The organism is Enterovibrio sp. QJM3NY_24, from assembly GCF_057786035.1.
This window is the reverse complement of sequence record NZ_CM173519.1, coordinates 3461599-3480176: the sequence shown is the minus strand read 5'-3', so window position 1 is coordinate 3480176 and position 18578 is coordinate 3461599. Positions and strand designations below refer to the sequence as shown.

General features: G+C 51.1%; 17 protein-coding genes and 1 pseudogene. 10 read left to right on the top strand and 8 right to left on the bottom strand.

What is annotated here, in order from left to right:
- Position 1 precedes the first annotated feature (1 nt).
- From AC3CIC_RS15660 to dinF, 4 genes are read left to right on the top strand one after another with little or no spacing between them, the layout of a single operon-like run.
- Complete coding sequence (locus AC3CIC_RS15660; protein ID WP_394212410.1) at positions 2 to 1126, top strand: COX15/CtaA family protein; 1125 nt, start codon at positions 2 to 4, stop codon at positions 1124 to 1126.
- A complete protein-coding gene (cyoE, locus tag AC3CIC_RS15655; RefSeq protein WP_016961866.1) occupies positions 1119 to 2033 on the top strand; it encodes a heme o synthase in 915 nt (304 codons plus the stop codon). Before AC3CIC_RS15660 ends, cyoE begins: the two co-directional genes overlap by 8 nt.
- Positions 2034 to 2063: 30 nt before the next feature.
- A complete protein-coding gene (locus AC3CIC_RS15650; protein ID WP_488515016.1) occupies positions 2064 to 2600 on the top strand; it encodes a GNAT family N-acetyltransferase in 537 nt (178 codons plus the stop codon).
- Positions 2601 to 2636: 36 nt separating this feature from the next.
- Positions 2637 to 3980 (top strand): MATE family efflux transporter DinF, encoded by a 1344-nt coding sequence (gene dinF / locus AC3CIC_RS15645; protein WP_017007021.1) that lies wholly within the window; start codon positions 2637 to 2639, stop codon positions 3978 to 3980.
- Between the two features lie 108 nt (positions 3981 to 4088).
- Here dinF and nfuA read toward each other — a convergent pair whose 3' ends face one another.
- Together nfuA and AC3CIC_RS15635 are read right to left on the bottom strand one after the other, a co-directional pair.
- Positions 4089 to 4673: a Fe-S biogenesis protein NfuA gene (gene nfuA, locus AC3CIC_RS15640; RefSeq protein WP_017007008.1), complete on the bottom strand. Its 585-nt coding sequence runs from the start codon at positions 4671 to 4673 to the stop codon at positions 4089 to 4091.
- A 91-nt stretch (positions 4674 to 4764) separates the two neighbouring features.
- Positions 4765 to 5439 (bottom strand): ComFC family protein, encoded by a 675-nt coding sequence (locus AC3CIC_RS15635; RefSeq protein ID WP_241819067.1) that lies wholly within the window; start codon positions 5437 to 5439, stop codon positions 4765 to 4767.
- A 39-nt stretch (positions 5440 to 5478) separates the two neighbouring features.
- Between AC3CIC_RS15635 and bioH the strand changes: the two genes are divergently transcribed.
- From bioH to AC3CIC_RS15620, 3 genes are all read left to right on the top strand, one after another.
- Positions 5479 to 6279 carry a pimeloyl-ACP methyl ester esterase BioH gene (gene bioH / locus AC3CIC_RS15630; RefSeq protein ID WP_488515015.1) on the top strand — a complete coding sequence of 267 codons (801 nt, stop codon included), beginning with the start codon at positions 5479 to 5481 and terminating at the stop codon, positions 6277 to 6279.
- Positions 6280 to 6359: 80 nt separating this feature from the next.
- Positions 6360 to 6695, top strand: coding sequence for a hypothetical protein (locus tag AC3CIC_RS15625; protein WP_016961873.1), 336 nt, complete (start codon positions 6360 to 6362; stop codon positions 6693 to 6695).
- 77 nt (positions 6696 to 6772) lie between these two features.
- Positions 6773 to 7267, top strand: coding sequence for a hypothetical protein (locus tag AC3CIC_RS15620; RefSeq protein ID WP_016961874.1), 495 nt, complete (start codon positions 6773 to 6775; stop codon positions 7265 to 7267).
- Positions 7268 to 7382: 115 nt separating this feature from the next.
- Here the strand turns inward: AC3CIC_RS15620 and AC3CIC_RS15615 are convergent, their stop codons facing one another.
- Entirely contained in the window at positions 7383 to 9746 is a 2364-nt protein-coding gene (locus tag AC3CIC_RS15615) for a Tex family protein (RefSeq protein WP_488515014.1), read from the bottom strand.
- 37 nt (positions 9747 to 9783) lie between these two features.
- On the bottom strand, positions 9784 to 10269 hold the full coding sequence (gene greB / locus AC3CIC_RS15610) for a transcription elongation factor GreB (protein WP_017006742.1): 486 nt from the start codon (positions 10267 to 10269) through the stop codon (positions 9784 to 9786).
- A 245-nt stretch (positions 10270 to 10514) separates the two neighbouring features.
- Here greB and ompR point away from each other — a divergent pair, with 245 nt between their 5' ends.
- From ompR to AC3CIC_RS15595, 3 genes are all read left to right on the top strand, one after another.
- On the top strand, positions 10515 to 11231 hold the full coding sequence (gene ompR / locus AC3CIC_RS15605; RefSeq protein ID WP_394212424.1) for an osmolarity response regulator transcription factor OmpR: 717 nt from the start codon (positions 10515 to 10517) through the stop codon (positions 11229 to 11231).
- A gap of 3 nt (positions 11232 to 11234) precedes the next feature.
- Positions 11235 to 12587, top strand: a complete 1353-nt coding sequence (gene envZ / locus AC3CIC_RS15600) for a two-component system sensor histidine kinase EnvZ (RefSeq protein WP_016961878.1) — start codon at positions 11235 to 11237, stop codon at positions 12585 to 12587.
- Positions 12588 to 12756: 169 nt separating this feature from the next.
- A complete protein-coding gene (locus AC3CIC_RS15595) occupies positions 12757 to 13131 on the top strand; it encodes a GntR family transcriptional regulator (RefSeq protein WP_016961879.1) in 375 nt (124 codons plus the stop codon).
- 78 nt (positions 13132 to 13209) lie between these two features.
- Here the strand turns inward: AC3CIC_RS15595 and recG are convergent.
- The 4 genes and pseudogenes from recG to rpoZ form a co-directional block, all read right to left on the bottom strand.
- A pseudogene (gene recG, locus AC3CIC_RS15590) lies at positions 13210 to 15303 on the bottom strand (ATP-dependent DNA helicase RecG); the annotation flags it as partial.
- A gap of 37 nt (positions 15304 to 15340) precedes the next feature.
- Positions 15341 to 16033, bottom strand: a complete 693-nt coding sequence (trmH, locus tag AC3CIC_RS15585; RefSeq protein WP_488515013.1) for a tRNA (guanosine(18)-2'-O)-methyltransferase TrmH — start codon at positions 16031 to 16033, stop codon at positions 15341 to 15343.
- Between the two features lie 122 nt (positions 16034 to 16155).
- Complete coding sequence (spoT, locus tag AC3CIC_RS15580; protein WP_488515012.1) at positions 16156 to 18261, bottom strand: bifunctional GTP diphosphokinase/guanosine-3',5'-bis pyrophosphate 3'-pyrophosphohydrolase; 2106 nt, start codon at positions 18259 to 18261, stop codon at positions 16156 to 16158.
- A 24-nt stretch (positions 18262 to 18285) separates the two neighbouring features.
- Positions 18286 to 18561, bottom strand: a complete 276-nt coding sequence (gene rpoZ, locus AC3CIC_RS15575; protein WP_016961883.1) for a DNA-directed RNA polymerase subunit omega — start codon at positions 18559 to 18561, stop codon at positions 18286 to 18288.
- Positions 18562 to 18578 lie beyond the last annotated feature (17 nt).

Sequence of the window (18578 nt, the reverse complement as noted above, 5' to 3'; positions counted from 1 at the left end):
GATGGAAACAGAAAAACGCTATCTGGGACTGATTTATGGCGCACTGCTCTTGGCTGTGGTGGTGGTGGGGTTGGGCGCGTTTACACGCTTAACCGAAGCGGGATTAGGCTGTCCTGATTGGCCAGGATGTTATGGTTTTCTCACTGTCCCCGTATCCCCTGAAAAAGTAGAACAGGCCACACAAGCATTCCCAAATGCGCCTGTTGAGGTGCACAAAGCGTGGAATGAAATGATCCACCGCTACGTGGCGGGAACGTTGGGATTGGTGATCGCGGCAATCGCTTTATTCGCATGGCGCGGAAAAAGGAATGGACGAGGTCGTGTGTTACCGACTGCGCTGCTCGGGGTAGTGATATTTCAGGCCGCGCTGGGTATGTGGACCGTGACCATGAACCTGATGCCCATTGTGGTGATGGCGCATTTGCTGGGTGGTTTCACCACCGTGACATTGCTGTTCTTGCTGGCTGTGCTGGAAAGGCGGCGCGTGAATAACTTGACGAGGGAGCCGGGGGCGATCTCGCCAGAGTCATCGAATAACGCCAACATAGCAACGATGGATAGCGTTGACCTTGAACCAGGCAAGCCAAGCCTGTCGGGCAAATTAAAGATGTTGACCGTGACGGCTTTGGTGGCCGTTATTATGCAGATTGCACTCGGTGGCTGGACGTCTGCCAATTATGCCGCTGTAGTGTGCACGCAACTCCCTATCTGTGAGGTGGATTGGGTGAGCGGCTATGACAGCGCAGCTTTTGATCCCATTAGTCCGACTAGCGAAACCTATCAATATGGCGTGCTCGGTTTTGAGCAGCGCGTAACCATTCATGCTACTCACCGAATTGGCGCCATAGTAGTCACACTGCTGGTGTTATTACTTGCGATGGGTATACGCCGTCCATTGGGTAATACCTCCGCACTCTTGCTGGTCGGGGTTTTATTGCTACAAATTTCACTCGGCATCACCAATGTTGTCGCCTTGCTGCCATTGTCTGTGGCGGTGGCGCACAATCTGTGTGGTTTGCTCTTATTGTTGGTAATGGTGCGAACGACCGTGTTGGTCTTTTTTGCACAGCCCTTAGCGGTGTCACAGACTTCGTTGGGGAAATCGGGGAGGTTGAGTCATGGCTAAAGTCTCGGTGCAATCGCTGGGCAACAGCGCGTCAATGGAATCTGCGCTGTGGCGCGATTATCTTGAATTAACCAAGCCTAAGGTGGTGGCCATGCTGCTGCTTACGGCCATGGTGGGCATGTGTTTAGCCGTTCCAGGATTGCCACCTGCGAAGGCGGTAATTTTAGGATTGTTGGGTATCGGTATGCAATCCGCTGCTGCAGCGGTGTTTAATCATGTGATTGACCAGCGTATAGACCGACAAATGCAGCGCACCATTCATCGACCTGTCGCTAAAGGGCGTGTGGGTACGATGCAGGCGTTGGCATTTGGTGGTGCACTCATGGTCGCCGGTTTTGCCTCATTGTGGGTGCTGAATTCTCTGGTGGCCTGGTTGACCTTCGCCAGTTTAATTGGCTATGCCTTGGTTTATACCGTGTGGCTTAAACATGCCACGCCGCAAAATATTGTGATAGGTGGTTTGGCGGGCGCCATGCCGCCGCTGCTCGGTTGGGTTGCCGTCACCGGAACCTTAGATCCACATGCACTGTTGCTGGTGATGTTGGTGTTTACATGGACGCCACCGCACTTCTGGGCATTGGCAATCCATCGTCAGAAAGACTACGCCAAAGCGGGCGTGCCTATGCTGCCCGTAACCCATGGTGTTGAATATACCAAGACCATGATTTTGCTCTATACCTTGCTGCTGGTGGTTGTGGGCTTCTTGCCTTGGTTGTCAGGGATGAGTGGAGATATCTACTTAGTAGGTAGTCTGGCGCTTAACCTTGGATTTGTGTGGTACGCATGGCGACTCAAGTTTGCTGATCAGAAAGGGTTAGCATGGCAAACCTTCAAGTTCTCAATCTGGCACATCTTTGGTTTGTTCGTCGCGCTGTTAGCTGACCATGCTTGGTATGCGCTAGCATAGCGCTCTTGGTTTCGACATGAGCACGCACGGATGTCCCTCTCTCAGGTTTACTTCTCTACGCCGCGACTTACTGTCGCGGCGCTCACGCCTCAATCTGCTGCGATTGAGACGCTAGTTGGCGAACTCACGCTTATTTTAACCCCTTCAGTCAAGCAACATCTTCCGCCAGATATTCAATCTGTTAATGATGAAAAAAGTGTCCGAAAGTGGCTGTTGAATGTCATGGGCGAAAGTACGTTTGTGACGATTTTAGCGTCTGACTCGGGGGCGCTGATTGGCTTTTTTCTGCTGTACGAAGAAAAAGAGGCCAATGGTAAAAGCGCGATTCGGCTGGGGTATGCTGTTGGTGAGCACGCGCAAGACCTAGGCTACGCCAGTGAAATGATCGCGGGGCTGGTGGCATGGTGTCGCGACAGTGGATTGATCTCTTCGCTATCCGGCGGTGCAGAAGCGAATAACTTGGCGTCCATTCGTGTACTAGAGAAAAATGGTTTTGTGCAGGAAAGCAGTGCAGAGCACAACGAGGGTGAACAACGCACCGTCTTTTTGTTGCGGACTTTCTGCTAGTATTCGTTCATTCATTTTTAGCTGATTAGCAGGCCTATGTTCTCGGCGCTTAAACAAAAATCGCTGCACGTTCGTGTACTTTCGCTGGCATTTCCCATGGTGTTATCCAACATCACTGTACCTTTACTGGGGTTGGTGGATGCGGCGGTGATTGGCCATCTTGATCACGCTTGGTATCTCGGCGGTGTGGCGATTGGCAGCACCATGATTGCCGTGACGTTCTGGCTGTTGGGCTTTTTGCGTATGGCGACCACGGGGCTAACAGCGCAGGCTTGGGGCGCTGACGACAAAACCGGGCTGGCTAACGTGTTTTTGCAAGGCATCACATTGGCGTGGGTGCTGGCTTTGATTATTCTGGCTCTGCATCCTTTCATCTCCAATGCTGTATTTTCTTTTAGTGATGCCAGCGCCGAGGTAAAGCGTTATGCCGATGAGTACTTTTCGGTGCGCATTTGGAGTGCACCCGCAGCGCTAACCAATTTGGTGATCATGGGTTGGCTACTTGGCGCACAAAACGCGAAAAAGCCAATGATGCTGATTATTTTGGTCAATCTGGTCAACATCGTGCTCGATTTGCTGTTCGTGGTGGGTTTTGGCTGGAAAGTCGAAGGCGCAGCGGCGGCGAGTGTTATCGCCGACTATTCTGGCATGTTTTTGGGGCTGTATTTTGTTGCTCAAGTGTGGGCGAAATCGTCACTGCCGTCTCCGATAACGCAATGGAAAAAAGCCTCCGCTGGCATGAGCCGACTGGCGAAACTTAATCGCGATATCTTCCTGCGCAGTCTTTGCCTGCAAATGGCATTTACCTTCATGACATTTCAGGGCGCGACACTGGGCGATGATGTGGTCGCTGCGAACGCGGTGTTGATGAATTTTCTGATGTTGGTGTCATTCGCCATGGATGGGTTTGCTTATGCCATGGAGGCGATGGTGGGCAAAGCGATTGGGGCAAGAAACCGGCAAGAGTTATTGGGGACCCTCACCGCAACCACCTTCTGGAGTTTGATTATTTCTTTGATGATCACCTTGGCATTTTTGCTTGGTGGACAATCTATTGTGGGCGTGATTTCGGACATTCCTGCTGTGCGTGAACAAGCGTATCTTTATTTGCCGTGGCTGATTGCTATGCCGTTGGTGTCCATGTGGTGCTTTTTGCTGGATGGCGTATTTATCGGTGCGACACGTGGGCGTGAAATGCGTAATACCATGTTCTTTGCCATGGCAGGCTTCTTTGCAATTTGGTGGTTACTGAGTGCGAACGGTAATCATGCCCTGTGGGCCGCGATGTTGGGATTCATGGCGTTGCGAGGAGTCACCTTGGGGATATTGTTTGCGTATCAATGGCGACGCGGGCAGTTTCTTTTATCAGCGCACTCATGAATTTTCAGTGAGTTCATGAGCGATTGGAGCGCAGGTGTTTTCTTCTGCGGATAAAACAAAAAAGGCTCCGAGGAGCCTTTTCAAATGCATGGTGCAGTCAGGTGACGCTTAGTAGTAAGAGTGCTCACCTGCGGCGTGTTCTGTCACATCGCGTACCGCTGTCAACTCGCCACTAAATTCTTCTAACAGCTGCTTTTCAATGCCATCTTTTAACGTGACATCGACCATTGAGCAACCGTTACAGCCACCGCCAAATTGAATCACGGCAACACCATCGTCTGTCAGTTCAATCAGGTTGATGTGACCACCGTGACCTGCAAGCTGAGGGTTGACCTGCGTTTGGATAACGTATTCCACGCGCTCTAGAAGCGTTGCGTCGTCAGACACTTTACGCATTTTTGCGTTTGGCGCTTTCAGGGTTAGCTGAGAGCCCATCTTGTCCGTGACGAAGTCAATTTCTGCATCTTCAAGAAATGGAAGGCTCAACTCATCCACATAGGCCATAAAGCCATTGAATTCGTATTTGGTGTCTGAGGCTTCAACGGCATCTTGTGGACAGTATGACACGCCACATTCCGCGCTTTGTGTGCCTGGATTGACCACGAATACGCGAATGCTAGTGCCTTCTGGTTGCTGCTCTAACAGTTTACCGAAATGGGTTTGTGCATTTTCTGAAATATTAATTTGCGACACGGCTTCTTACCTGACTATTCCGATATATTAATAACAGTTTACTCTTGTTTTTGTTCGCTATCACCCCCGAAGCTATATGGTTACTTTTTTATCACTTCGGTGGGGTGCGGCAAAGACAATAGATGTCGATGTGTTTGACTCCTCGCGTGCGCAACAGTCGACAGATTTCTGCGATGGTGGTGCCTGTTGTTACCACATCATCGACCAATGCGACACGCTCGGGGAGCGATCCCGTCATCGTAAAAGCTTCACGAAGATTGGAGAGACGAAATTGTCTGCTTAAACCTTGCTGCTGGCGAGTGGCACGGTTACGTTTTAAGACCTTGGACTCACATTGAACGCCAAGTTGCTTTGCCAATTCATTGGCGAGCACGGTGCTGTGATTAAACCCGCGTGCAATTCGACGTCGCCAATGCATAGGAACGGGCAAGATCACGGCGGCTGGGTCATCAATTTCTTGTGCCAGCAATGTCGCTAACGCTGGGGCAAGCCAATACTGGCCTTGATATTTAAAACGGTGCAGCAATTTGTCGTAGGGAAAGGTATAGCCTCCGACGCAAATTAGTCGATCCCATGCCGGAGGGTTGTTCAGGCAGCGTCCGCAGCTTTCGGTGACATAGGGCGCAGGGAGGCCGCAATGCAGGCAACGTGGTACACGAGGGAAGCTCTCGTGACAGGATTCGCACCATGGATAGCGTCTGTTTTCGAGTGTGTGATGGCAAAGCTGACAGCGAAGTGGCAGGGCGCGTAAGATAGTGCGAAACATAAATGTGTTGATGGCTCGAAACGAATTTAGGCAGTGTAAATGACGACATCTCTTTACTGGCACACGGAAGGCCAGGGTTCCGATCTGATTCTCATTCACGGATGGGGAATGAACAGTGCGGTATGGCAAAACATTCTCCCCGCTCTCACTCCGCACTATCGCGTGCATTGTGTCGACCTTCCCGGTTATGGCTTCAGCCAGCCATCGGATGCTTTCTCTCTTGAAGAGATGGCACACTGCTTGCTTAATAATTCACCGCAGGAATCGATTTGGGCAGGTTGGTCTTTAGGGGGAATGGTTGCCACGCAAGCGGCGTTGATTGCCCCAGAACGAGTGAAAGGCTTAGTGACTATTGCCAGCTCACCGAGATTCTCTGCTGAACATGGATGGCGAGGGATTAAACCCGAGGTATTGCAAGCGTTTACCAAGCAATTGGCGGGAGATTTTAAGGCAACCGTCGAGCGCTTTTTAGCGTTACAGGCAATGGGCAGTCCAACAGCAAGGCAAGATATTAAGTGGTTGAAGCAATCGGTGTTATCGCACCCTTGGCCACAGCCTGCGGCACTTGAAGCCGGACTTGGTATTCTTGCAAATGCTGATTTGAGACTGCACTTGCATGATATTTCAATGCCTTGGTTAAGGATGTACGGTCGGCTGGATGGCCTTGTGCCCGTTAAAGTGGCGCAAGAGCTTGATGTACTGGCTCCGCAGTCGCAGCGGCAAATTTTTGCCAATGCGTCGCATGCACCGTTTATCTCCGATCCTGCGCATTTTACGCAAGAGCTTCTGGCGTTTTGCGGACAATGTTTGCCGTCCTGTCAGAACAAAGTGACCAAATAAAGTGAAATACGACTAAATTTTAAACGTTAGTTGCCGATACTTTATACGTGTCACTTGCTATGGCATCAGGAGAGACCATAATGAATATAGGTAACGTTGGGCATTCTCAGTACACTTACGCTAAACCCTCACCGGTAAATCAAGAGGCGAAGGCAGCGCAAGTCGATGAAAAAGGGGATGCAAAACAGTCTTATGCGCAAGTCGCCAAAGGTGTAACGGACGTTAAGACTGTCAACCAGGCAACGGAAACCGAAGGCAAAGCACCCGCTTCGTCGGATGTTGAAGCTTTCACTTACGGGGCATTGGGTATGGACCACCCTGACGAAGTGAAAGTTAACGATGATGGGGCGTATACCGCCGGACAGGTTTTATCTGCCATCGGCACAATAGGTGGCATATTAGCCATCTTGGTATAGTTTCGCTGTAGAGATATAGCTTGCGCATTTCGCGGGGAAATTCCCGCGGTTTGCCCTAAGGCGGTTGCCTTCGGTCGATGTTGGGAGACAACATTGACATGAACATTTCGCCCGCTAACGTCAGCATCCCCGCTGTCGTACCGTCAGTCAACCCGCCAACTGAGCAAGTTGCGCGGGACAATCGCGTGCGCGAAAAAATTGTCCCTCCTCGTCAACCCACGGCCAATGCTGAAGAACGAACGGTAAGCCAAGAAGAGAAGCAACTTCGCAAGCCTTCATGGGATCCTTCAGAGCACCCCACCTATACAGATTTGGCTCAAAACACCCGCCAATTTGATGGTGCGCAATTTGCGGCACACGAAACCCTGAGCCAGCTTTCTTCGATGTTGTCGAGCGGCAGTTATGTGCCACAGGGTGAAAACGGTTATGCAATGCGACTCAAGTTGCCAAAAGAAGTCATGGATAAAATTGACGCGCTGAAAGACTCTCAGCGCACAGGCGCTGTGGTCGCCATGCGCTATCAGCAATCATCCGTCGCTAACCTTCCTTCGGAAGTGCTGATTGTGATTTAACGACACTTCGCATTGGTACCGATGCTTAAAACCAAGAGACAAAAAAACAGCGCCGAGGCGCTGTTTTTAGTTTGATGAGATAAAAAGAGAATCGCGAAAAAATACCGCAATAAGCTTAGTTGCGTTTCGCTTTGGCAAAGGCATCAGCAAATGCGCCACCGACCGCCCCTTGGTTGCCACCGCGATTATCGCGTTTGCTACCTTGATTGCTGTCTTGGTTGCCGCTGAAACTGCGTTTTTGATTGTCGGCAGGGCGTGAGTCACGGTTGCCTTTATCACGACCCGCAGGTTTGTTGTCTGCCCCCGGCTCATCGTTTAAGCGCATAGAAAGCGCAATACGTTTACGCTGCAAATCGACGTCCATGACTTTCACTTTCACCACATCACCCGCTTTTACGACTTCACGTGGATCAGAGATGAACTTGTCGGATAGCGCGGAGATATGCACCAAGCCGTCTTGGTGAACACCAATATCGACAAACGCGCCAAAGGCGGTCACGTTAGTGATGGAGCCTTCCAATATCATGCCTGGCTCGAGATCTTTCACTTCGTTTATTCCAGCAGCAAAGGTCGCAGTTTTAAACTCAGGGCGCGGGTCTCGGCCCGGCTTTGCCAGTTCCGACAGAATGTCAGTGACCGTTGGCAAGCCAAAGGTGTTATCGGCATAATTTGCTGCGTTGAGCGAGCGCAAGAAGTCGTGGTTACCAATCATGGCGTCGATTGCTTTGCCTGTGTTATCCGCAATGCGTTTCACCACAGGATAGGCTTCAGGGTGAACGGAAGAGCTATCGAGCGGGTTTTTGCCGTTCATGACGCGTAAAAAGCCTGCGCACTGCTCATAGGCTTTTGGACCTAGACGTGGGACTTTCAATAAGGTTTTACGGTCGGCAAAGCGGCCGTTGTCATCACGAAATGCCACGATGTTGGCGGCCATGGTGGTCGAAAGCCCAGCCACGCGTGTCAGCAGTGCGGCAGAGGCACTGTTAACGTCAACACCCACGGCGTTGACGCAGTCTTCAACCACGGCGTCCAAGCGCTTCGCCAGTTGGCTTTGACTGACATCGTGTTGGTATTGGCCCACACCGATAGATTTCGGGTCGATTTTCACCAACTCTGCCAATGGGTCTTGCAGGCGACGAGCGATAGAAACCGCACCACGCAGCGACACATCCAGCCCCGGGAATTCAGCAGCAGCAAGCTCTGACGCTGAATACACAGATGCGCCTGCCTCACTGACCATCACGGTTTGGATTTTCTCGCCCGCATCTTTAAGCATGCCAGCCACAAACGCATCGGTCTCACGAGAAGCCGTGCCGTTGCCAATCGCAATCAAATCGACATTGTGTTTTTTCACCAGCGCCATCACCACGCGCGCCGACTCGGCAGTTTTGTTGTGCGGTGCGGTTGGGTAAATGGTGGCGGTATCTAATAGCTTACCTGTGTTATCCACCACGGCAACTTTGCAGCCTGTGCGCAGGCCAGGGTCGATACCCAAGGTGCTACGTGGGCCCGCAGGTGCTGCCATTAACAGATCTTTGAGGTTGTCGGCAAATACCTTGATGGCGTCGGTTTCAGCCATTTCACGCAGGTTGCCCATCAATTCTGTTTCCATGTGCATCAGAATTTTGATGCGCCATGCAAAGCTGACTACTTGCTTACGCCAGCGGTCGGCAGGCGCAGAATCAATGGTCACCTTGAAATGGTCACAGATGATGTTCTCGCAATATGAGCCCGTGGACTTATCATCCTGTCCAGGGTCTGCATTCAGTGACAGTTGAAGGATGCCTTCATTTCGGCCTCGGAACATCGCCAGTGCGCGGTGTGATGGCACTTTGGTTAGACGTTCATCGTGCTCGAAATAGTCTTTGAACTTGGCACCTTCGTTTTCTTTTCCTGCGATAACACGTGATTGAAGCTCAGCATGTTGGGTCAATTGGCGACGGATTTTCTCAAGCAACGCGGCGTCTTCAGCAAATTGCTCCATCAAGATAGCGCGCGCACCATCCAGTACGGCTTTGGTATCAGCAAACCCTTTGTCGGCATCAATGTAGCTTGCGGCTTCCGTTTCTGGGTCGGAGTGAGGGTGTTGCCAAAGTTGTTGCGCCAAAGGCTCAATGCCCGCTTCAATCGCAATTTGTCCCTTGGTACGACGCTTTTGTTTGTAAGGAAGATAAAGGTCTTCAAGGCGGTTTTTGGTGTCAGCACCGAGGATGTCTCTTTTCAGTCCATCACTGAGTTTGCCTTGCTCTTCAATCGATTTAAGAATGACCTGACGGCGGTCTTCCAACTCGCGCAGATAGCCAAGGCGTGATTCGAGATTACGCAGTTGGGTGTCATCTAGGCCGTTGGTCACTTCTTTACGGTAACGGGAAATAAACGGGACGGTGTTGCCATCATCGAGCAGCGTAACCGCAGCAATAACTTGAGCGTCACGTACATTTAGCTCACTGGCAATCTGTTGATAAATTGAAGTGGTCATGGTGTTCCTTTGAAAATCACCGCCGCGAAAGGCGGTATTAGAGATCGTTTTGCTGATAGGTGATGGTGTTGACGTACCAGACCTTCGGGCCTTCAGGGGTCGTCACAACGGCTTCGTCATCGACTTCTTTTTTTATCAATGCGCGTGCCATCGGGCTATCAATCGAGATGTAGTCTTTGCGGCCGTAGATTTCATCCGGACCGACAATGCGGAATTTGAGGGTATCGCCATCGTCATTTTCAATGTCGACCCATGCGCCAAAGAACACTTTACCGTCCTGTTGTGGGTTATAATCCACCACGCGAAGAATGTCTAAGCGCTTGCGCAGGTAACGCACACGGCGGTCGATTTCACGCAATATACGCTTGTTGTAAGTGTAGTCAGCGTTCTCCGATCTATCGCCGAGGCTCGCGGCCCACGATACGATCTTGGTGATTTCCGGGCGACGTTCTTTCCACAGGAAATCGAGTTCTTCTTTGAGTTTCTTGTAGCCTTCTCGGGTGACCAAATCGGTTTTTTTCATTGCTATATCCGAGCATGTGATTCGTTTTTCGAGAAGAGTTATAACCGCTTTGACGTCATGATAAAAGCCAACAAGCCTTGCAACGTTAAGCTATCCCTCGAAATGGTTTGTTTAGTGCGTACAAAGTCGGTTACAACTGGTAACAGTTTTTCTCCCCGCTAGACACGGCCTTGATGTTTCATAGCGGAGTCAGGCGATACAATCGAAGACACAAACACCTTCAAGAATAGAAAGAAAGGTAGGTCATGCAAGATAATCATAAGATCCTGGTTGTAGATGATGATATGCGTTTGCGCTCGCTACTGGAGCGTTATTTGTCTGAGCAAGGTTTTCAGGTTCGCAGCGTGGCGAACGCCGAGCAAATGGACCGCTTACTTTCTCGTGAGAACTTTCACCTGATGGTGTTGGATCTGATGTTGCCGGGTGAAGATGGTCTGTCCATCTGCCGCCGTCTTCGTCAGGCGAACAACAAACTGCCAATCCTGATGCTGACTGCGAAAGGCGATGAAATCGATCGCATCGTGGGCTTGGAAGTTGGCGCAGATGACTATCTGCCAAAACCATTTAACCCTCGCGAACTGCTGGCCCGTATTCGTGCGGTGCTGCGCCGTCAGACCATTGAAGCGCCTGGTGCGCCGTCTAGCGAAGAAAAAATCGTTGAGTTTGGCCAGTTCCGATTGAACTTGGGAACACGCGAAATGTTCCGCAATGATCAACCGTTGACACTAACCTCTGGCGAGTTTGCAGTATTGAAAGCGCTGGTTACCAACGCTCGAGAGCCAATGTCACGCGATAAGCTGATGAACATGGCGCGTGGCCGCGAGTACTCCGCGATGGAGCGCTCGATCGATGTGCAAATCTCACGTCTTCGCCGCATGGTCGAAGAAGATCCAAGCAAACCACGTTACATTCAGACCGTTTGGGGTCTGGGTTATGTGTTTGTGCCTGACGGGGAAGCGTAATTCATGCGCTTTTCTCCACGTAGCAACTTTGCCCGTACGCTCGTGGTGCTGGCTGGCCTGTTAATCGCCAGCCAGATTTTCTCCTACCTCACCATCCTCAATTACGCTTTACTCCCCAGCATCAAGCAGTTTAATAAGATTCTGGCACACGAAATCTCAGTGATGCTGGAAGACAATGTGACCTTGGCGGATGGCGAGGTGTATCACATGGATGAGCTGTTGCGCCGTCAATTGCTGGCCAAGCTTGGCGTGACCATGCACGACGAATCTGAGCCAGATGTGATGCGTGATTTTGATGAGGCTGCGCCAATTGACCTTATCAGTAAAGATATGTCGGAGAAGCTCAACGCACCTACTGAAGCGCGCATCAGCATGGCGTCCAAGAGCTACGTTTTGTGGCTAGAAAGTCGCGCGTTTCCCGGTTACATCATGCGTATTCCGCTGTCGGAATTGCATCAAGATGATTTCCTGCCGCTGTTTATGTATTCCATGTTTATTGCACTCATGGTGATAGGTGGAGGGTGGATGTTTATCAAGGTGCAAAACCGGCCGCTGGTAGCATTGGAAAAGGCTGCACTGGATGTTGGGCACGGAAAATTTCCTGCGCCGCTCCCTGAGCAAGGAGCCTCAGACATTCGTGCCGTCACCAAAGCGTTTAACCAGATGAGCGAAGGTATTCGCAAGCTGGAAGAAGATCGCGCACTACTGATGGCGGGTGTGAGCCACGATTTACGCACCCCGTTAACCCGTATTCGTTTGGCAACAGAAATGATGTCACCGGAAGACGATTATCTGGCTGACAGCATGATCAAAGACACTGAAGAGTGTAATGAGATCATCAATCAGTTTATGGATTATCTGCGTTCAGTACAGGTGCAAGACATGACAGCCATCGACTTGAATGTCTTGGTTGATGATGTTTCGGTGGCTGATGGTGCGACGGGGCATGAACTTGAGCTGAGTAAAGGCGAACTGGTAGGTAAGCTGGAAGCTAACGAAGTGGCCATTCGCCGTGCGGTCACTAACTTAGTCGTCAACGCAGTGCGCTACGGTGGCGGTTGGGTGAAAATTGCCACAGGCAGTAGCGCTGATCGGCGTCACCAGTGGATCACGGTCGAAGACAATGGGCCTGGCATCGCGCCTGATCAGGTTGAAACCGTGCTGCAACCTTTTACTCGCGGTGATACTGCGCGAGGTAGCGAAGGTACCGGACTTGGGCTGGCTATCGTGAAACGTATTGTGGAGCAACACAACGGCACGCTGCAATTGATGCAGCGCTCGCAAGGTGGTTTGCGAGCACAGATTGTGTTGCCAGTAGCGCAAAAGAATAAGGGTTCACGTAAAGAAATGCGTTAATCCATCGTATTACTTTCTACGCCTTAAAAGACGCAGGCTCTACGGAGTTATGCGTCTTTTTTTTGTCATTATTTTCGTGTTTAGATAACAAATTCTCTGCATGTTTTTGTCTCATATGTGAGTCATCTGCTAATACTGTAATAAAGCGACAATACAGCAGGGAAGAAAAATGCACATAGTTATCGACCCGCAGGACCCATCACCAAAATTTCGCCAATTGATGACGCAAATCCAGCGTCAAATCGTTGCGGGTACGCTAAAGCCAGGTGACAAATTGACGTCGGTGAGAAAGCTCGCTGCCGTGCTTAACATCAACCCGATGACCATTTCTCGTTGTTATCAGAATATGGAAGAACTTGGCTGGCTTGAACGTCGGCGAGGCGTGGGAATGATTGTTGCCCGAGAAGGGTTACACGCGCGCATGGAAGACCGTTTCGGTTTTATCCGACCTGCATTGAGGGCGCTCTTAGTTGATGCCCGAGAAGTGGGATACAGCAAATCTGAAGTGATGGCATTAGTGATGCAGTATTGGGATGAAGAGTAATCAGATTGCGAGAGTAGGAGTAGTGAGAATCGAGTATGACCTACTCGACACTCGCCTCCGGAAATTTGCGACTTTCACTTAAGCATTACTGTACTTATCTTTGTTCCCTAGCCAGCGAGTAATGATCGCTTTGGCGTTATCAGGGTAGTGTTGATGCAGATACAGCGCCAGCTTCTGTACTTCAGGGATGAGCTTTTGATCTCGCACTAAGTCGGCAATTTTGAACTCAGCAACACCCGTTTGCTTGGTGCCGAGTAATTCGCCCGGCCCACGAATTTCTAAATCTCGTTGCGCAATCACAAAGCCATCACTGCTTTCACGTAACACCCCCAAACGTTGGGTGGCGGTTTTCGACAGTGGCGCGTGATAGAGCAACACACAGTGACTGGCGACCGAACCTCGACCAACCCGTCCGCGAAGCTGATGAAGTTGTGCCAAGCCTAAACGCTCTGGGTTTTCGATTATCATCAAGCTGGCATTAGGTACATCGACCCCGACTTCAATCACAGTGGTGGCGACCAAAAGGTGCAATTCACCGTCTTTGAACGCTTTCATCACCGCTTGTTTTTCTGCCGCTTTCATTCGCCCGTGTACCAAGCCGATTTTCAGGTCGGGTAGTGCGCGTGAAAGGTCATCTGCGGTATCTGATGCGGCTTGCGCTTCCAGCACTTCGGATTCATCAATTAAGGTACATACCCAATATGCCTGACGACCTTCGTCGATACAGGCGGCATGCACGCGATTGACGATATCAATGCGGCGCGTGTCCGGCACAGCAACAGTTTGGATCGGGGTTCGACCTGGTGGCAGCTCATCAATCACTGAGGTATCTAAATCTGCGTAGGCGGTCATTGCTAACGTTCGAGGGATAGGTGTCGCCGTCATGATTAGCTGATGCGGGTGAATGCCTTGCTTCATGCCTTTCTCGCGCAGCTCAAGGCGCTGATGCACACCGAAACGGTGTTGTTCATCAATAATCACCAATGCGAGATGGGCAAATTCAACGTGCTTTTGAAACAGTGCGTGTGTCCCGACCACCATTTTGGCGTCGCCGTTAGCAATCTTTTCAAGTTCTGCTTCTCTGGCTTTGCCGGTGAGTTTACCTGCCAGCCAGCCTACAGAAATGCCGAGCGGTTCAAGCCAACTGGCAAAATTAGCCGCATGCTGCTCTGCCAGTAATTCTGTAGGTGCCATAAGCGCGACTTGATACCCTTGCTCAATCGCTTGCAGCGCGGCTAGCGCGGCCACCAAGGTTTTGCCGGAGCCCACGTCACCTTGCACCAATCGCATCATGGGTTTGGTCAGCCCCATGTCGCGTTCGATATCGGCCACAACGCGGGTTTGTGCGCCCGTCGGACTAAATGGCAACGAGGTGAGAAACTTGGGTTTTAGCTCGCTGGATGGTGGCATCGAGAATGTCGGGTCTTGCTGCAATTTACTGCGCACGGCAAGCATTGACAGGTTCTGCGCGAGCAATTCTTCGAGGATCAGGCGCTTTTGCGCGGGGTGTTCACCGTTTTCTAATGCCGTGACGGCAATGTCAGGCGTTGGTCGGTGAAGGGTTTTGAGCGCGTCTTTGAGCGTGACCTGACGGTCATACAGACCATCAGGCAGTAGTTCTTGCACCGCAGCGCCATCGAGTAAGCCCAAGGCTTGGTCGGTAAGGTTTCGCAGCGTCAGTTGGCGCAGGCCTTCTGTAGTGTGATAGACAGGTGTTAGGGTTTCTTCCAATGCCAGTTCTGTTGGCTCAGAGAACACCTTGTATTCAGGGTGAATGATTTCAAGGCCATTTTGACCGCGCTTGATCTCGCCATAGGCTTTCACACGCTTGCCAGATTCAAGGCTGTTTTTCATCGCGGCGTTAAAGTTAAAAAAGCGCAGCGTGAGCGAACCGTGACCGTCAGTGATTTTGACCGTTAGCATCCGGCGTCGACCAAAGGTGGTGTTGTTGCTGACGACTTCGCCTTCGACCGCGGCATGTTGTCCCGGCATGAGACTCATCATTGGCCAGATACGCGTACGGTCTTCATAGCGGTAAGGGAGATGGAACAGCAGATCCTGCACGGTAAAAAGTCCGATTTTTTCGAGCTTTTCCGCCATTTTTCCGCCTACGCCTGTCAGCGAGGTTACGGGAACAGCATCTAACATTGAAGCGCGCATGGCAGTTTCATCTCTCCTGGTGGTTGTTTGCCGATCATAAGGTTATGTATTACTTTGCGGCCTGCATTTGTGCCCACCAAGTATCATCGGCAATAATTTGGCCTTGATTATCTAGCGCAGGATACGGCAGACGTTTGCGCTTAGCGACTCTTGCCAGTACAGGGTATCCACGCTCGAAAACAATGCGGTCAACCTCGTCTTGTGGGATCAAGGTATGTGTACGCTGGTACATGCCCGCATTTTGGCGTTGGCGCTGTGCTTCGTACAAGATCAGAGCGCTTGCGACCGAGACATTGAGCGACTGTACCATACCTATCATGGGAATGATGATGTCTTGATCTGCCAATTCAAGGGCTTGCTTGCTGATCCCTGTTTTCTCCTGACCCATCACAATCGCCGTGGGTTTGGTGTAATCAATCTCACGAAAATCGACGGCGTTGTCAGACAGATTTGTCACCAAGATCTGCATGCCTTTTTCTTTCATGGCGGCAAAGGCATCGGGCGTGTTGTCGTGGGTAACCACATCCACCCAATTACGCGCACCTGCAGAGGTGCCGCCTAGTGTGCGCATCTTGCTATTTTGGAGCCAAACAGCGTGAACCTGATGCACGCCGACAGCATCAGCCGTGCGAATGATGGCGGAGATGTTGTTCGGCTTGTGGACTTCTTCCATGCACATGGTCAGATCGGGCTGTCGGGTTGCCAACACGTCCTGAATACGTGCAAAACGTTCTGGTGTCATCTTGTTCTCGTCTATATAAAAACGCCCGCGAGTGGGCGGGCGTTGTTTGTTGCCTGATTCTTATTGCGCGAGTCAGTCGCTAGAGATTGATCGCTATCGGCTTTGCTGCCAACAGCGAGACATCAATTTTTCTGACGGCTGACTTTGATCACGTTTGGCATCACGCGAAGTCGACGCATGATATTGGCTAAGTGAACACGGTTCTTAGTGGTTAGCTTGACGTAGATGGTATACAAACGGCCATCGCGCTCTTCGGTCGTCAAACCTTGGATGTTTGAGCCTGTCGCGGCAATAGTGTTAGTCAGATCTGCCAATGCACCTTGGTGATTAAACATATCAACACGCAGCGCTGTCGCGAAATCTTGGTCGATGTCATCGCCCCACTCGACGGACATATACTTATCCGGCTCTTGGCTGTAACCGCGAATGTTTGCACATTCTTCACGGTGGATAACCAGACCTTTACCCGGACTGACATGCCCCACAATATGATCGCCGGGAATAGGACGACAGCAGTTAGCGTAAGTCAGTAAGATGCCATCAGCACCGCGGATTGGTAGGCAACCGCCTTGCTCCTCTAAGCTATCAGTATCGCCGAGCAGACGCTTCGCAATCACGACACTCATCACTTCGCCTGAACCAGTGTCGGCTAACAAATCATCCAGTACTTCAAGTTTTAGATCTTTCAGCACTTTCTCAAGATTTGCGGGGTCGATGTCCTGAACGTTAACGTCACCCAACGCATGGTTGAGCAAACGGCGACCAAGGATCACGGATTCTTCACGGCGTTTGGTTTTGAGAACCTGACGAATTTTGGTTCGTGCACGTGAGGTCACCACATAATTGAGCCATGCTGCGTTAGGGCGAGCACCTGGCGCCGTGATGATCTCAATCGTCTGACCGTTTTTCAGCGGTTGGCTGAGCGGGTAAGACTGGCGGTTAACCCGCGTACCCACACAGGAGTTACCTACGTCCGTATGCACGGCGTAGGCAAAATCGACCGCGGTGGCGCCAACAGGCAGTTCGACAATGCGACCTTTTGGCGTAAAGACAAACAACTCGTCTGGGAATAGGTCAGATTTTACGCTTTCGATGAATTCAAAAGAGCTACCTGCGCTTTGTTGAAGCTCAAGCAAGCTTTGCATCCAGCGTTGTGCGCGCACTTGTGCGGTTGTCCCGCCCTGAATGCGATCGGCACCTTCTTTGTATGCCCAGTGCGCTGCCACACCTTTGTCAGCCATCTGATCCATGTCTTCAGTACGAATTTGTACTTCAATGGGTACACCGTGTGGACCAATCATGGATGTATGCAGAGACTGATAGCCATTGGCTTTTGGCACCGCGATGTAATCTTTCATGCGACCCGGGCGAGGCTTATACAAATTATGCATCTGGCCGAGTGCGCGATAACAAGTATCCAAATCATCGACAATCACGCGGAAGGCGTATAAGTCCATGATGGTGTGAAAACGCTGCTCTTTATTCTTCATCTTGTTATAGATGGAGTAGAGGTTCTTTTCGCGTCCCAACACTTTTGCATTGATGCCGGCATCGCCAAGGCGGCCTTCAATCTCTGCATGGATTTTTTGAATCATTTCTTTGCGGTTGCCACGGGCCTGAACCACCACTTCCTTCAACACGCGATAGCGGTTGGGGTAAAGGGCTTCAAAACCGAGTTCTTCGAGTTCCACTTTGATGTTGTGGATACCGAGACGGTGGGCAAGCGGTGAGAATATTTCGAGGGTTTCGCGGGCAATACGGCGACGTTTATCAGGGCGAAGTGCGCCCAGCGTGCGCATGTTGTGCGTACGGTCAGCCAGTTTGATCAGAATGACGCGAATATCATGGGCCATCGCCATGATCATTTTGCGGAAGTTTTCCGCCTGCGCTTCTTTGCGATCGCGAAATTTAAGCTTGTCGAGCTTTGAAACGCCATCAACCAGATCGGCGACGGTATCGCCAAAGCGTTGCTGTAAGTCTTCTTTGGTGACGTCGGTGTCTTCAATCACATCGTGCAGCAGCGCTGCCATGAGTGTTTCGTGATCGAGGCGCATTTCCGCCAGAATACGGGCAACGGCAATCGGGTGGATGATGTAAGGTTCGCCGCTCGAACGGCTTTGCCCTTCGTGGGCGTCACGCGCGACCAAGTACGCTTGCCGGAGTGCCTCTAAGTGCGGCTCCGGCAAGTATTGTGCGGCGACTTCTTTCAGGCTATCGAAGAGATACAATCTGCCTGTTTCCCTGAAGTTAGATTAGCGGAGTGAGCCTGTGATGGTGCTTACAGCGGCCATTTCGGCTGCTTCTTGCTCTTGCTGCTCTTGGCGCTCACGAGTGTCTAGCACTTCTTTCGTGATTAGGCCTTCTTCGATTTCGCGAAGAGAGATAACAGTGTATTTATCGTTCTCTTCTGGAACCAGAGCATCTTTACCACCAGTTTGCATTTGGCGTGCGCGACGAGCTGCTACCAATACTAGATCGAAACGGTTGCCAATTTTTTCAACAGCGTCTTGAACGGTTACGCGTGCCATGAGGAACTCCAGTAAGT